This window comes from Chryseobacterium sp. WG14 (assembly GCF_024586945.1).
In the GTDB taxonomy this organism is placed as follows: Bacteria; Bacteroidota; Bacteroidia; order Flavobacteriales; family Weeksellaceae; genus Chryseobacterium.
Genome location: NZ_JALCZD010000020.1, coordinates 1 through 15,995, shown reverse-complemented (window position 1 = coordinate 15,995; position 15,995 = coordinate 1). Strand labels below are relative to the sequence as shown.

11 protein-coding genes are annotated in these 15,995 nt (G+C 36.7%); 8 read left to right on the top strand and 3 right to left on the bottom strand.

Annotated features, from left to right (window positions below; all coding sequences use genetic code 11):
* The first annotated feature begins 50 nt into the window (after positions 1-50).
* The 4 genes from MP478_RS22030 to guaB all read left to right on the top strand — a co-directional run bounded on the left by MP478_RS22030 (position 51) and on the right by guaB (position 3,921).
* Positions 51-1,331, top strand: coding sequence for a DUF4252 domain-containing protein (locus MP478_RS22030; protein WP_257190046.1), 1,281 nt, complete (start codon positions 51-53; stop codon positions 1,329-1,331).
* Between the two features lie 11 nt (positions 1,332-1,342).
* Entirely contained in the window at positions 1,343-1,843 is a 501-nt protein-coding gene (locus MP478_RS22025) for a DUF4252 domain-containing protein (protein WP_230037363.1), read from the top strand.
* 53 nt (positions 1,844-1,896) lie between these two features.
* Positions 1,897-2,103, top strand: a complete 207-nt coding sequence (locus MP478_RS22020) for a hypothetical protein (RefSeq protein ID WP_257190044.1) — start codon at positions 1,897-1,899, stop codon at positions 2,101-2,103.
* A 357-nt stretch (positions 2,104-2,460) separates the two neighbouring features.
* The gene (gene guaB, locus MP478_RS22015; RefSeq protein ID WP_230037367.1) at positions 2,461-3,921 is read left to right on the top strand and encodes an IMP dehydrogenase; all 1,461 of its coding nucleotides are present in this window, start codon (positions 2,461-2,463) and stop codon (positions 3,919-3,921) included.
* A 64-nt stretch (positions 3,922-3,985) separates the two neighbouring features.
* On the opposite strand, the gene MP478_RS22010 is transcribed toward guaB, so the two are convergent.
* From MP478_RS22010 to MP478_RS22000, 3 genes are all read right to left on the bottom strand, one after another.
* Entirely contained in the window at positions 3,986-4,183 is a 198-nt protein-coding gene (locus tag MP478_RS22010; RefSeq protein WP_230037369.1) for a KTSC domain-containing protein, read from the bottom strand.
* A 79-nt stretch (positions 4,184-4,262) separates the two neighbouring features.
* Positions 4,263-6,137, bottom strand: coding sequence for an AAA family ATPase (locus MP478_RS22005; protein ID WP_257190042.1), 1,875 nt, complete (start codon positions 6,135-6,137; stop codon positions 4,263-4,265).
* Positions 6,138-6,151: 14 nt separating this feature from the next.
* On the bottom strand, positions 6,152-7,222 hold the full coding sequence (locus MP478_RS22000; protein ID WP_257190041.1) for a DUF4407 domain-containing protein: 1,071 nt from the start codon (positions 7,220-7,222) through the stop codon (positions 6,152-6,154).
* A 222-nt stretch (positions 7,223-7,444) separates the two neighbouring features.
* Here MP478_RS22000 and MP478_RS21995 point away from each other — a divergent pair, with 222 nt between their 5' ends.
* The 4 genes from MP478_RS21995 to MP478_RS21980 all read left to right on the top strand — a co-directional run.
* Positions 7,445-9,376 carry a zinc-dependent metalloprotease gene (locus tag MP478_RS21995; RefSeq protein ID WP_257201675.1) on the top strand — a complete coding sequence of 644 codons (1,932 nt, stop codon included), beginning with the start codon at positions 7,445-7,447 and terminating at the stop codon, positions 9,374-9,376.
* A gap of 449 nt (positions 9,377-9,825) precedes the next feature.
* On the top strand, positions 9,826-11,451 hold the full coding sequence (locus tag MP478_RS21990) for a T9SS type A sorting domain-containing protein (protein ID WP_257201674.1): 1,626 nt from the start codon (positions 9,826-9,828) through the stop codon (positions 11,449-11,451).
* A 3-nt stretch (positions 11,452-11,454) separates the two neighbouring features.
* On the top strand, positions 11,455-14,511 hold the full coding sequence (locus MP478_RS21985; protein ID WP_257201673.1) for an RHS repeat protein: 3,057 nt from the start codon (positions 11,455-11,457) through the stop codon (positions 14,509-14,511).
* 5 nt (positions 14,512-14,516) lie between these two features.
* Positions 14,517-15,995, top strand: a 1,479-nt coding sequence (locus tag MP478_RS21980; protein ID WP_257201672.1) for a DUF6443 domain-containing protein, incomplete at its 3' end; no start/stop codon positions are given.

Here is a 15,995-nt window from a genome sequence, read left to right as displayed (position 1 = left end):
TCGGTCTGATCAGTAGTACTCATCATTAACTTAAAAAATAAAATTGACTCATGAAAAAACTATTCATAATATTCGCACTTGCTTTCTCCCATTTTTTTAATGTATATGGGCAAAGAGACAAATTCGACCAGCTTTTTGAAAAATATCAGGAAGTGGAAGGAGTTACTTCCATCAAAATTGCCAAGCCGATGTTTGGAATGCTTAGCAGCCTGAATATTGATGATTCGCAGCTGGATCAGATAAAACCATTATTATCAAAAATTAATGGATTAAAAATTCTGATCACAGAGAATCCTGAAAAAGGAAATACAGCAGACGGACGCAGAGTTCAGGACAACCTTTCTCAATTGAGCAGAGATGTAGCTTCCTATGTGAAAAATCTCAATTATAGCGAGATCATGACAGTGAATAACGCGGGAGCTAAGGTAAAGTTCCTCTCTTCCGAAGCTAAGAATGGAATGCTGGATGATTTGCTGTTGAGCATTGACGGAGGTGGCGGAGAGAGTATTTTTGTAATGCTTGACGGGAAGCTTTCTATGGATGATGTCAGCAAGATCATTAATTCCAGTGAAACCAAAAAGAATCCTGTAACAAACACAAGAAATACACTTACTTCAGAAAATAATGTGTCTTATCTGAATGGAGAAGCAAGAAATGTAGGTGAGTTTTCAGGAATCCAGGTGAGTACAGGAGTAAATGTTGTTTTCAAACAGGAAAAGCCTACCAGTGTTAAGGTAATTGCAGATGCAGATAAGCTGCAATATATTATTACAAAAGTAGAAAACGGAGTATTGAAGATCCATGTTGATAATAAAGGAGTAAAAAACTTAAGGTTTAAAAACTTAAGCGTTAATGTATCTTCTCCAAAAATGGATAATATTGATATCTCATCAGGATCAAACTTTACGGTAGTCAATTCTATTCAGGAAAAGGATATGAGAATTGATGCATCATCGGGAGCTCACATGACAGGTGATTTTAAAATCATGGAAGCCGTAGACCTGTCTGTTTCATCGGGAGCAAGTGTAAGAGCGGGAGTGACTGCAGGGAATATATCCATTAAAAGCTCAAGCGGATCCAGTACCAGCTTAAGTGGAAAAGCCAATTCCGGAACCATTGATATCAGCAGCGGCGCTGTCTGTAAGGCAGAAGACTTAAAGTTTGATTATGTAGAAACAGAAGCTACATCAGGTGGAAATCTTACAGTAAGTGTATCAGGAAAATTAAAAGTGAGAGCATCTTCAGGAGGACTGGTAAGATATAAAGGAAGACCGGAAATAGAATCCAATATCAGCAAAACTTCAGGAGGCTCATTAAAAGCTATAGACTAAAAACAATCACCATGAAAATTTTTAAAAACATTTTTCTTGTCTTCTTCACAGTATTTGCACTTCAGTCCTGTGTGGTTTCAGGAAAACCCAATATGGATTTCTTTTCAGATTCCGGGTATGATTTCAAAGGGGCGAAATTTAAAAGTATTAATGTACCCCTGATGATGGCAAAGCCTTTTATAAAGAAAGCCTTAAGAGAAGATGGGGAAAGTGAAGAGGTCATTGATCTGATTAGAAAGGTTTCTAAAATCAAAGTTCTTACCGTAGAAAATGGAAGTAAAGAAATGCTGAATGATTATGCTAACTATTTAAATAATAATAACTATGAAGACTGGGCGACCGTAAAACATGATGGTGAAAATGTGAATGTACGCGTAAAACAGAATGGGGATGCTATTAAAAATATGCTGATTACTGTAAATTCAAGTAAAGAATTGGTATTTGTAGATGTAAAAGGAAATTTTACAGCAGATGATATCTCAAAAATAATTAATTCTGTTTCAGATAAGTAATTTAATTTCATATAAGTCAAAGCAATTTTAATATTTAAAAATTAGTAAAGGAAGTGCGTGCCCTAAAGATTTACGTTGTTTCACTTACTGTAGTTTGTATTCTGTTTTTTATTCTCGCATTCAAAATGCAGTCTTCCAATGAGAGGTTTAAAGAAATAGATGTGGAACGCATCAATATTGTAGAGAAAGACGGAACCTTAAAGATGATCATCAGCAATAAAGAAAGACAACATCCCGGAATGGCCAGTCACAAAGAATGAAGCCGAGAGAAAGAGAGGCGGGAATGATCTTCTTTAATCCAATGGAGATGTGGGTATTTTTATCCGCGATACAAAAGGAAAAGTTCGGCTAAAGGCTTTATATTGATAAAAATAACCAGACCCACATTGAAAAGCTGAACGAAAATGGTAACCCGGTTAGATAACAGAAGTTATGATGCCGTAAAGATAATTTGTAACAAGTAGTTTCAAACATACTAGATTTATTTTGTGATCAAACCATTCTTATTAAAGGATGGTTTTTTTGATTTAAGTTATAGATTATTAATTTTTATGTAAACTATTAAAAATGATTTTCATATCTCACTAAAATAGCCTAATTTTGCAAAGAAAGTAAAGATGTCTATTCATAACAAAATTGTAGAGACAGCCATCACTTTCGATGACGTTCTTCTAGTCCCTTCTTATTCAGAAGTTTTACCTAACCAGGTATCATTAAAATCAAGACTTACCGACAAAATCACGCTGAATGTTCCGATAGTATCTGCTGCGATGGACACTGTTACTGAAGGTGATCTGGCGATTGCTTTGGCAAGAGTTGGAGGCTTAGGTTTTATTCATAAAAATATGACCATTGCTGAGCAGGCTGCACAGGTGAATCGCGTGAAGCGTTCCGAAAACGGAATGATTTCAGATCCGGTAACCCTTTCTAAAGATTATACTTTAGGACAGGCCAAAGAAATGATGTCGAAATACAAAATTTCAGGGCTTCCTGTAGTAGATGCTGATAATGTTCTGATAGGAATCATTACCAACAGAGATGTGAAATATCAGGAAAATCTTGATATGAAAGTGGAAGAGATCATGACCAAAGAAAATCTTATCACTTCCGATAAAGATACCAACCTTGAAAAAGCTAAAGAAATTCTTCTTAAAAGCAGAGTAGAGAAACTTCCGATTGTAGATAAAGATAATAAGCTTGTAGGGTTAATTACCATCAAGGATATTGATAATCAATTAGAATACCCTAATGCTAATAAAGATCAGGGAGGCCGTCTTATTGTAGGTGCGGGAGTAGGAGTAGGAGAAGATACATTAGATAGAATCGAGGCTTTGGTAAAAGCCGGCGTTGATATCATAGCAATTGACTCTGCACACGGACATTCGAAAGGGGTACTGGATAAGATTTCAGAAATCAGAAAAAAATATCCGGATTTAGATATTGTAGGAGGAAATATTGTAACGGCTGATGCTGCTAAAGATTTGATTGAAGCAGGGGCTAATGTTCTTAAAGTAGGAGTAGGTCCGGGATCTATCTGTACAACGAGAGTGGTTGCCGGAGTAGGTGTACCACAGCTATCAGCTATTTATAACGTATATGAATATGCGAAATCTAAAAATGTTACCGTAATTGCAGATGGAGGGATTAAGCTTTCCGGAGATATTGTAAAAGCAATTGCAAGCGGGGCAGGAGCAGTGATGCTAGGATCTCTTTTAGCAGGAACAGATGAAGCACCGGGTGAAGAGATTATCTTCCAGGGAAGAAAATTTAAATCCTACCAGGGAATGGGAAGCCTTTCTGCAATGAAAAGAGGAGGAAAAGAAAGATATTTTCAAAGTGAAGCTAAAAAATTCGTTCCGGAAGGAATTGAAGGAAGAGTACCTCACAAAGGAAAACTAGAAGATGTAATCTTCCAGTTAACGGGAGGATTAAGAGCCGGTATGGGATATTGTGGAGCTAAAGATATTGAAGTTTTACAAAAAGATTCCAAACTGGTGATGATCACAGGAAGTGGATTAAAAGAATCGCATCCACATGATGTCATCATTACTCAGGAAGCTCCGAACTACTCTTTATAAAAAGAAGTTAATATTGTTCAATAGAAAGCCTTTAAAAGTGAATTACTTTTGAAGGCTTTTTTGTTCAGCTTATTCTGGAATATTTAAATCCAGGTTTAATGATCTTATTTAGGAAAATGCCTTTTGACTTGGCCTTTCTAAACTTTTCAACAATATCAGACGGTACATTAAGGTAGTCATAAACAGCTCCCGACTGATATATAATTCGCAATATTTCAGTTTCAGGAAAATAAATAAAGCTATTTACGACACTTGATGGCATACCAGGGTAAAGCAAAAAATGTTCCCTGATATGAAAAAGAAAAGCTTCCGGATATCCGAAAGCTTTAGTTATACTATTCTCAGTTTTTTTTCTGAAGATGGAGAAGGTCATGGTAATCTGTAATATGAAGATAGCCCTCCTCTTTGATGCTTACCTTTAGATGATGCTTAATGGCAATATCATAAATTTCTTTAGGCAGCATGCTTCCTTTTTCACTCAGTATTCTGCTTATATCTATCAACAGGTCCAGGTGAAGGATAAGGTCTTCCCTGGTTATTTTGGCGAGATCCTGTATTAGTTTTTCTACTCTCTCATCGGTAATATGCTGCTGCATGCGGTGAGGATAATCTTCCAGGTTATAGGTGGCCTGAAAATCCTCCTCAAAACCATATTTTCTGATATAATCAATAGCAAGAACAGTAGCCTGCTCTCTATCATGACTTCTTCCTATGCTGGCATTCTTTTCGCCAAAAATAATTTCTTCAGCAATTCCTCCCGCAAGATAAATTTTAATTCTGTCCAGGATACTTTCCCTTGTGTCGTGTATCTGATGGGGAAATGTAAAACCTGCGGCATAGCTGCTTGCCACCTTACTTTTCAGCTGTAATGGGGCAAATCCGGTATAAAGCATATAGCAAACGGCATGACCGCATTCGTGGACGCTGATATTAGCGACGGCATTCTGCTCATTAGCCTGACGTATGCTGTCTATTCTTCCCAGATAAGGAATTTCAACCATTCTGCTGCCTATCTTCCCGGTAATGATCTTCTGCTCCTGAAGGTAATCAATTTCTATAGTTGTATCCTCATTCATAATTGCTTCAAAAAGAAACTGGCTGAGGTTGGTATCTAAAATATCCACTACACTGCTGAATACGGGACGGACACCCTGTACAGGAAAAACACCGTTTCTGTAGATAAGCTCATTAATATTTTTATTAATCTTCAGGGCAATACCGAATTTTGTTTTGGTCTTATGTTTCAGATTATTGATCTCCCGTTGAATCAGCTTGTAAAAATCTTCTGTTTTCAGTGAAAAATAAATAAGATGAATATTACCAAACCTGGCAACCTGCTCAGGACGGAATTTTCTGGCCAATGCATTCTTTATGTCCACCATTGTGATTTTTTTTGTAAATGCATGGTAGATATTGGCATCTATATCAGCTTCACTGGTTTCGCGGGACATCTGAAAGGCTTCATCCAGGTTTCCACTGATGATGATCAGCATTTTGCTGTAATCTACAGGCTCATAGATTTTCTTTTCCTTTTGTTTCTTACGGATCAGCTTGATCATATCTTCCTCTTTCATATCAATGATGCTCATCACATCATCTTCCATGCTGAGGTATTTCTTAAGCTCTTTTGCATCCCAGAGATTGAGATAGGGGTTTTCTTCCAGATCTGTTTCACCACCTTTTTTCCGTCTTTCATTTTCCTTTTTCCGTAAAAGGTAGGAGAAGAGGTAATGTTCAAGATCTTCACGTTCCCTTTTACTTAACCGTCCATCACTTAAAAGCTCCCAGAAATCTGTATATTTAGTCTGGGGAACAGGAGTTCCATCCGGTTCAAGGGTGTTAAAGCGCTGGATCTCGTCAAAAAGGGCAATACTGGGTTTCTCATCACCAAGACCATTAGTTTGAAATATATCGGCAACGCTTTTGCTCCATGAGGTTTCATCACTGTTGCTGAGCTCAATTTCTACGAAACGGTTTTGGAAATCCAGAAACCGGACCATTTTTCTTACCAGGTCAGTTTTTCCTACTCCTGTCATTCCCCAAAGGCTTATTACCACAGGGCGGGTAAGAATCTCAGGCATCAGATACCATACCTGAATATATTCCATCAGGTTATCAATAATTTTATCTATTCCAATGAATTCCTTTTTGAGAAAAGCTTTACAGTCATCCAGCTTTTTCTTTTTTTTCCGGATCTCTTCTTTATCAATAATCATATTTGAAAAATACACTAATTTTTTAAATTATCCTTAAAATCATCAATACGAAAATCGGTCAGCGCATTTCCTTTTTCAATTTTTTCTTTGGAATACAGTCTGAAATCATTTTCCGTTTTTTCTAAAAGATAATCATAAGGCCCTATGTGGGATATTAATTTCACCAGAACAGGAGAGATCTCAAGACAGATAAAAAGTCCCATTATGAAAGCAGCAGCCAATCCAATAATGGCTGAGTTTTTGCCAAGTTCATCCAGGGCCTGCAGTCTTGCGGCAAAACCGTTGAATTTATCTTCAAAGGTTTCTGAAGATTTCCTTTCCGTTTCCAGATTAGTATATACTTTGGAAATTTCTTTATCCAAATATTCCAGTCTGGGAGCAGATTGTTTCTGAAAATTTTCAAGATCCAGCCTGCGCTGTTCTTTTAATTGCTGTTTACGTTTGGCATTAGGCCCGAAACCTTCTTTTCCACTGGTCAGTCCTGACTGTTTTCCCAGAATTTCTTTCTCCAGTTCCACAGATGCTGAATCATAAGACTTTTGATATTGGGCGGTCTTTTCTGAAATCTGCTGCTTCTCGGTTTCAAAGGGTCCGCTTTGCTGAAGAATTCTTCCGCTCATTTCTCCCTGAAGCTGCTTCTTATTTCTTTGTATAATGGTATTAAGCTGTTTGTTAACTTCCTTTTCAAAAATTTTAAGCTCTAAAGGTTTTGAAATGATAATTCCTAAAAATGTGGCCAAAATCAGGCGGGGAATAGACATCAGGATCTGGTTCCACCATGTCCCGGTCTTCTTAATGGATGAAACAATATAACGGTCCAGGTTGAAGATCATTAATCCCCAAAGAATTCCGAATCCTACAGAAGCCCAGATATTATCAAATACCGTATACATGGCATACCCAGCAGAAAGAGTAGCAAATACAGCGGTGAAGAGGACAATTCCTCCAATCCCCGAAAATTTATTCCATTCACTGGGAGTTTTTCTCAAAATATGGATGTTTCCGCCGGAACATACCATCAGAAACTGCTGGAACCAATTTATTTTATGATTCCCTTGATTTATAGTTTGTTGGTTTGTTTTCATAACTGAAAATTTATACAAATGTAATACTAAAAATCATACCAATGTAAAAGATAGTATTATGTTTTACCAAGTAAGTGCGTTTTTTATATAAATGTTTGTCATTTAGTTATATAGTTTCCATCCGTATTAGAATACCAACAATTTAAATTTATAATATTAAATTTTGAATCTTTTTATTAAATTAATATATTTGGTGTTTAATAATTAATAAAAATACAAAGTATGGTAAAAATTAGTATTAATTCTATGGTTTTATTGTCTTTTAATTTGTTTTCTCAAAATCATGAAAGTTTTTGTGGTTTTGATGAAGAATTAAGAATAATGGACATCAAACATCCTGATTTGAAGAAAAAAAGAGAAGCAACAGAAGCGAGGCTCAGGGGTATGGATATGCAATCATATCTTAAAAAGGTAGGAGGAACTACCTCGTGGAATGGACTCTATACAGGGCAGATCTTTGAGATTCCTGTTGTTGTACATGTCATTGAATCCACAGCTGCTGCCAATGCCAATTTATCGGTAACAGATCAAGAGGTCACAGACTGGATAAACCGTGCTAATAAAATGTATGCAACAACCTATGGAAATGGGTTTTATGCAGAAGGTGATGGTCCGAATGGAGGAAATGTTATTCCTTTCAAGCTAGTATTAGCAAAGAGATCTCCTACGTGTACTGCTACTACGGGCATCATAAGATATAATGGAAGCACAATTCCTTTATATGATACGAAGGGAATGAAGACTGCCCTTTCGTCTACAAATCCGGGTGTTGGTGCAGCAGTTGGAAGTATAAGGACTTTAGCTCCACATTGGCCTGAAACCTCTTACTTTAATATCTATGTGATTATTGGTTTTAATGGACAGCAGCAGTTGTCATACGGTTTAATGGGATATGCCAGATTCCCTGATACCTATGATTATGGGTATGAAAGTTTTATGAAAGTGGCTACAATTAAGAATCAGAATAATTCGACTCTTACACATGAGCTTGGCCATGCCTTTGGTTTATACCATACTTTTGATGGAGGGGATTATCAGGCGAATAGTGGTACAGCTGGCTATTGTCCACCTGCAGAGACTGATTGTACAGTAGATAATGACAGAGTTTGTGATACAGAGGTATCAGGAGCTGCATATTCTCAGTTTCCCGCACCTTCAAATTCAGATATCAACCCTTGTACAGGAGTGAATTATCAAGGTGTTCAGTATAATATTATGAATTACTCGAATAATGAAAGAAAGTTTACAGCCGGTCAGAGAGATAGAGCAATCATGCTGATGATGGAATACAGAAAGAATCTACTCAATTCCAACGCAGGACAGGATCCGTCAGTGGTAATTCCATCTCCTGTTTCTGTGGTAGCAGCACAATGTAACCCATCAACAATTGTACATCCTGCGAATAATAATTTTGCGATTGGCCCTACAAGAGTTCAGTTTGGTTCAGTTAACAGTATGACAAACGGATATGATTCTGATGAACCATCGCCTAAATTTTATGAAGATTATGCTATGGCTACTTGTATCAGACCTGCTTATTATACTGACATTCCGCTGAATTCAAGTACAGAGCTGAAAGTATATTATGAAAATGGTTTTTTACAGTCCGATAAATTCAAAACAAAAGTCTGGATAGATTATAATAACAATGGATCATTTGAAGATTCTGAATTAGTGGTCAATAATACATCAAATTCTATGGCAAGCGGAGCTGGGACTACTTTGACCAGCAATATTACACCTCCTGCAGGTGCAGTAACAGGTACCTATCTGAGAATGAGGGTAGCGGTAGATGCTGCAACTTATGGTGGCACAACGCTTCCTGATATGACAGCTTGTTCTCAATTACAATATGGGCAAATGGAAGATTATGCCGTAAGAATTACAAGCTCTGAATTAAGCACGGCAGAAACTAAAGGAAGCACGGAATCAAAAATTGTATACCTGAAGTCTGAAAATAAAATAAAGCTGGTTGGAAACAGAAATGATGTGTTTGGAGATTACCAGATCTATGATTTAAGTGGTAAGCTTATTCAGAAAGGAAATACTAAAACAAATGAAATTCAAATCAGTAACCAACTGCCGAAAGGAGCATTTATAATCAACTATTTTGATAGAAATAAAAATGTTTCTAAGAAATTTTTAAATAATTAATAGGGACAGAATTTGTCTCATAGCATTAATGATATGGAGTGAGAATCCTCTGTATTGGAAATATGTTCAGGCAGAAGATTGAGAAAATCATCATAAAAGGCCGTTTCACTAGTTGTGAAGCGGCCTTTATTTTAACTGTAATACTTACTTAACTCAATAGATGTGTTTGATACATAATTTTTTTGTAAAACAAATTATTATATGAATAGGTTCAATTGAGTTTAATATGAAATCTCTTTTTTTAGAATTAATTGTTTTTTTTTTCATGATTATACGACACGTTTTGACGCTTTTGAGTACTATTTTTGAATGAAAATAACATAAACCTAGAAAGAAGTTAATGGGTGATGATTTTGTACGCATTCACGCTAATAAATCTTTCGACAGTGAACTAAAAAGAATACTTTTGCAGCAAAATTAAAATAACAATAATTTAAAAAGAACAGAGAATGAAAAAACTTTATCTCGGTGCATGGTTTCTGTGCACAACTCTGAACCTTTCTGCCCAGGAAGTGATCTGGCAGAAAGACATCAAGTCCTCTACCCAGGATTTTCTCAATCAGGTAATCACAACTATTGATCAGCAATATCTTATCACCGGAAGCTCTATTCAGGCTAAAAGCCAGTCGCCAGCTGCTAATAGCCAAAAGCAAAACAACGGCTACGATTTTCACCTGATCAAACTCAACCAGCAGGGCGAACAGGTTTGGGAGAAATATATTGCGGGACAAAACCACGATTATCTATCCGCAACGGTGACCACCCAGGATGGTGGATTTCTGGTTTCAGGTACCACGTATTCAAGCAAAGGACTGGATAAAAAAGACGATTCCAAAGGAGGATCGGATATCTGGCTGATCAGATTGAATGAATTTGGTGATGAACTGTGGCAGAAAACCTTGGGCACTTCCTCAGATGAAGAAGCCAAAGCAGTGATTCAGACCACCGACTTAGGATTTTTTGTAGCGGGAAATATACAGAATTCATCCAAAGGCTATGGTTCAAAAGATGTCTGGATCACCAGACTGGATAAAGACGGAAAAGAACTGTCTCAGCTTATTCTAGGAGGAAGAGGATTAGACGAAGTAGAGAAAATGATCCCAACAAAAGACGGCGGAGCATTACTGGGAATCTACTCAAGGAGCTCCGAGGTTGGGAATTCTGAGACTAAACCTTCAACTGAAAAACCGGCTAACTCAATAGCCATTAGCCAGCTGCCAAAAGCCAGCATCAATTTTGGTGAAGGCGACTACTGGATCGTAAAGCTGGATAAAAATGGAAAACTAGAATGGGAAAAGAACTTTGGTGGAAAAGGAGATGATCATATCAGAACATTGGCTTTAACTTCAACCGGTTTTATCATTGGAGGAGAATCCAGGTCCGAAAGATCCGGAAATAAATCAGTAGGTATTGAAGAAGGTACGGACCTTTGGCTGATTTCTTTGAATGAAAGAGGTGATGAGCTGTGGCAGAAGTCTTACAATTTTAAGAACAGGGATATCTTAATGGGAATGAATGTGATACAGAGTCAAGAGCCGAGAGCCAAGAATCAAGACATGACCAAAGGAATATTGTTGGGCGGTTATACGCAGGCGGAAGGAAGAATAGAGAAAGATGATGAGACTTTCTGGATGCTGTATCTGGATGGCAATGGAAATGAACAGTGGAGAAAACATGTGAATGGAGACTCGAGGAAAAGAGAGGAGAGACTTTCAGATTTGAGACTTAACAGAGATGGCTCTATTGTTCTGGCCGGAACCAGTGCCGAGGAATTAGGAAAAGAGAACTGGAAGATTGTGAAGCTGGGAGATAAACAGATTGATCAGCTAATAGAAAAGCATGATATCAAGATCTATCCAAACCCGGTTTCAGACTATGCGTATGTAGAAATAGGCTTTGATTTCAAAGAAGCTGATATTATGCTGTATGATATGAGTGGCAGACAGCTTCAGAATATAAAAACTAAAAATAATGTTACCAAAATCAATGCCCAGGCGCTTATTCAAGGTGCTTATCTGGTGACCATAAAAACGGATACGAATAAAACAGCGAATGCCAAATTGATTAAAAAATAAACAATGAAAAAAATATACTTATCGCTACCACTCCTGCTAGCTATGCATACTTTCTCACAACAAGTAAAGGAGCCAATACAAATAAAGTCACCACAAACTTATGCATTTGAAAAGTATGGAAATGTACCTGTTAATCTTTATACAGGTACGCTGGATCTTAGAATACCTATTTATACGATTCCAACAAATGGTGGAAAAAATATAGACGTTTTTATTTCCTATGATTCGTCCGGTTTTTTACCTCATAAGAAATCTGATTATGCCGGGATGAACTGGTCACTTTTGGCAGGAGGAAGGATTACCAGAACTTTAAAAGGTATTCCTGATGAATATAAGGGTATTCCTAATGGAACTGCTGGTAATCCTTTTGGAACAGGGGCAAATCTTCATGGCTTTTTAACTGGAGTTCGGCTCAATCCCTACACTAATACTCAGGTTTATGATTTATACAATGGTACAGGAGGTATAACTGGGGAGAACTGGAGATTGGGAACTGTAGATAATGGTTATGAAGGAGAACCTGATGTTTTTAGTTTTAACGCAATGGGGATTTCCGGAAAATTTATGTTGGGAAATGATGGAAATGTTTTGGTAGAATCAAATGATCCCAATATAAAAGTTGACTTAACAGGAGTAGTCTCCTATGGAGGATATGAATTTTGTAAACCAACTAATCAAACAATTATTATTACTGATGGACAGGGAAACAAATATTACTTTGGTGGAGATTTCTCCAAATATGAAATAGCATATAATTTACCTCTTCCTGGTCCGTCTAAACAAAATGTATTTAAGGGATTCCCATACATAAGTTCATTCAGTCTTTCAAAAGTTGAATTTACAAATGGGCAAACCGTCAATTTTGGATATGTTCAAGATAACTTAAACAGTACTTTTTGTAGTATTATGTCCAGTACTACAAATGTCCTGAATAATGCAAAAGTACTTAATTTTGAAGGCTACTTTCAGGATGGTGCAAGGGTTGATGATTGGGTAAATTGTCCGGGAGGACTTGCAGGCTGTGCTTCTAGTGCAGCTGGTACACCAGGTTATACTGAAAATTTTGTTTTGACCAAACGTTCTCTTCTTGAATCTATAAAATATGGAGATAAGGAAGTGAAAATTAATTATAAAGATGCTGGTTATCCAATTAAACATTATGAAGGAAGTGCAAGTGCCTTAAATTTCAACGAGTTTTTGGTAGATAATATTCAGATATTTAGTAACAACCTTTTGGTTCGGAATACCATATTTGCATATGATGATTTTGGAGGGGTAAACAAAAGACCTTTTTTAAAAACAATTACAGAGCCTCAAAGTAATAAAGTCTACAGTTTTGAATATTATAATACGGCAAACTTACCTAAGTATGTCACAAAAGGTCTGGATCACTGGGGATATTGGAATGGAAATGATAATAATACCAATATATCACCCTTTGAAACCTATAATGCCACCACAGGAGATTATACATTAAATAATACATATAGAGATACTAATATTCAAAAATACAATTTAGGATTGTTAAGTAAGATCACCTATCCAACAAAAGGGTATTCTACTTTTGAATATGAACCTAATTATTATGGTAAGAGAATAGAAAGAAATTCTGCAAGTTCTTTTTTGCCTTCTTTAATGAACAATGCGGGAGTTGTAGGAGGAGCAAGAATTCTCAGACAATATGATTATTCAGAAAACGGAGGAATAATTAATGATAAAACATACAAATATACAATGGCATTAAGTGGGGGAATTTCTTCAGGGATATTGATGAACTGGCCAAGATATATTTATTATATAGAATTTACAAGTCCTACTTCGATTCAGAAGCTGATGATGAGATCCAGTTCTAATGTTCAGCAAAATAGTATGGATAGTTATAATGTAGGATACCAAAAGGTTTTTGAAGTGAATGCAGGAAAAGGATATACGGAGTACAATTTTACAAATTATGAAGACTATCCTGATATTTTAAACCCTGATACTGGAAACTTAAGGAACTACTTTACTTCCGATCAGATAGTTCCAGAAAATTTGTATAAAAATCTCAGAAATTTATATGGAATTGATAGAAGTATTTTAAGAGGTAAACTAAAATCAGAAATTATATACGCTGAAGGCTCTGTAAATCCTTTAAAGAAAACAGAATATACTTTCAATGACAATATAGATTTTAATCCTAATAATGCAAAAGACAATAATAATTTTGTAACGGTGCATCATCTTTCAGGTGCCTGGGTTCAGGGGTATAAGAAGTTTTTGAATATGTCTGCTATCAAAAAGAAAGTGGTTACAGATTTCATAAGCAATAATGAAATTAAGTATACAGAAGAATATTATTATGAGAGTAGTAAAAACTTGAACCTTTCCAAAGAAAATATGGTTACATCAGACAATTCCAGTCTATCAAAAAAGTATTTATATGCAGAGGATACAGAAGTAAATAATACTTTAATGATATCCAAAAACATGGTGGGTATTCCTGTAAGTACAGAAGTTAAAAAAGATAATAAAATTATTGCAAAAACAGAGACCATCTATCCGGCAACCCTACCTACTGCTCAAACCGGAAATATCGTACTGCCGTTAGCTGTTAAATCTTATGATCTTCAAAACCCTGCTATTTCAACGACAGAGGCTCAATATGATAAATATGATTTAAACGGAAACCTACAACAGTATACCACAAAAGACGGTATATCAACAGTCATTATCTGGGGATATAATAATACCCAGCCTATCGCTAAAATAGAAGGAATGGCCTATGCTCAGGTTTCATCTGCTACCAGTGCTATTGTCAGCGCTTCTGATTTGGATGAAGCAGCAGGGTCCAATAATGATGAAACCGCTTTATTAAGTGCATTGAAGACATTCAGAGCTCAGTTTCCTAATTCTCCGGTCACTACTTATACCTATGATCCGTTGGTAGGGGTCAGAAGTATCACTCCGCCAACAGGGATCACAGAGTTTTACACTTATGATACAGCAGGAAGGCTGATAAAAGTAGCTGATGCGAATGGAAAAGTAGTAAAGGAAATGAAGTACAACTATAAAAACTAATACCGATGAAAAAGATAATAATTCCCATAGGAGTACTGTTGGTAACAGGAAGTTTACAGGCACAGCTCACTCCGCTTCCTAATACGGAAAACTATATCCAGGCTAAAACGTATCTGGATTACAATGGAGCTACGGCTACAAAATCTGCCGAAACAGTTCAATATTTCGACGGATTAGGAAGACCTAAACAGGTAGTTAATGTAAAAGCATCCCCATTGGAAAAAGATATTGTCACTCATATTGAATATGACGGCTTTGGAAGGCAGGTAAAAGATTATTTGCCCGTTCCACAAGGAGGAACTTTGAATGGAGCTATTGTTCCCAATCCTTTATCGAATGCGACCAATACTCCTTATGGTTCAGAAAAGATTTATGCAGAAAAGATCCTGGAAAACTCGCCTTTAGACAGAATCCAGCAACAGATTCAGGTCGGAAATGATTGGTCCGGTAAACCTGTAAAATTTGATTATGGAACCAATACAGCAACAGATGTTATAAAGATGTTCACTACCACCACCTGGGAGAACGGTGCTACAAAATCAACCATTGAGTATGGAGGTATGTATGGAGCAAGCCAGCTCTACAAAAATACCATCACCGATGAAGACGGAAACCAAACCATTGAATTCAAAAATGGAAAAGGTCAGACGCTGATGGTAAGAAAAGTAATCAATGCTACAGAAAATGCAGACACCTATTATGTATACAATGAATATGATCAGCTAGCATGGGTAATCCCTCCTTTGTTATCAGAAAAAGTACATTGGGGATGGGCTGACCAGCAGGAATTAGCTTATGAGTACCGTTATGATGGAAGAAACCGTTTGGTAGAAAAGAAGCTTCCTGGAAAAGATTGGGAATATATGGTGTATGATAAACAGGATAGACTGGTGGGCACACAAGATGCCAATCTCAGAGCTAAAGGACAGTGGATGTACACCAAATATGACCAGTTTTCAAGAGTGATTATGACTGGGATATGTCAGGCTATGGGGAACTCCCGTTTGGAAGAACAGAATTATGCCAATACCAAAGGTAGCAATAGTGAAACCAGAAGCTCTGGTTTATCAATGAACTATAGTGGAATGGATATCTATTATTCCGTTACCCAAGGATATCCCCAATATGATAAAGTCTATAATTTTTTAAGCCTCAATTATTATGATACGTATCCTGTAGGGGCACCTGCCACTCCATCACAGATACAGGGAAGCAATGTTTTACAGGATAACACCCAAAACTCTACGGTAAGTACAAAAGGACTACCCATTGCCAGCTATGTAAAAAATACAGAAGCCAATGATATTGGATGGACAAAGAACTATATTTACTATGACACTAAAGGTAGACTCATTGGTACACATTCGATTAATCATTTGGGAGGCTATACCAAAACAGAATCCATGCTGGATTTTGCAGGAGTTCCACAAAACACCAATACCTATCATCTTAGAAAACCCGGTGAATCAGGCATAACCATTCAG